We start from the raw sequence: 614 nt of genomic DNA, 5'->3' as shown, positions 1-614 counted from the left end.
GTTAAAAGTGTCTAGTCAAAGTGGCACGTTAGATGCCGACACAGTGAATTTGCTAAAAACCAATAAAGATCAATTGTTGAATTATTTAAGTGACAAAGCATACAAAGGGTCGATCAGATCTTCTGCTGAGCAACGATTTGAACCTTTTGATCTTAATGAAAATCAACAGGCTTATTGGTTAGGTCGCAGTGCGTCTGTTGACGGTGGTGGTGTCGCTATTCATCTCTATTTTGAAATAGATGCGACTGAGCTGGATATAAATAGGCTGCACAACACCTGGGAAAGCATGGTGCGACGCCATGACATGCTTCGCGCTGTTGTCACTTCAGATGGCCAGCAGAAGATTCTCGAAGAGGTGACTGTACCACCTTTTCGCGTGATTGAGCCTGAGCCGAGTTTTGACGCAGCCTTGCTCGATACACGTAATCGCTTGTCTCATGCCAACTATGATCTCACGAAATGGCCTCAGCATAACTTTCAGGTTGTCACCTCTAGCAGCAAAAAAACGTTATGCCTGAGTATTGATTGCTGGTGCATCGATGGGTGGAGTTATCAAATCCTTTTCCAAGAATGGTTGCAGTTATACCGGGATGAAGTGGCATTACCCGCGATTG

1 protein-coding gene is annotated in these 614 nt (G+C 44.6%); it reads left to right on the top strand.

The features are described 5' to 3' along the window. Window positions 1–614 (top strand): condensation domain-containing protein (locus ACT3RM_RS18100; RefSeq protein WP_444511545.1); only part of this gene is annotated, 614 nt, incomplete at both ends.

The sequence above is a fragment of the Pseudoalteromonas sp. AOP7-A1-14 genome, assembly GCF_052376275.1.
Lineage (GTDB): Bacteria > Pseudomonadota > Gammaproteobacteria > Enterobacterales > Alteromonadaceae > Pseudoalteromonas.
The sequence above is the reverse complement of the archived record's forward strand: the minus strand, read 5'-3'. Positions and strand labels throughout refer to the sequence as shown.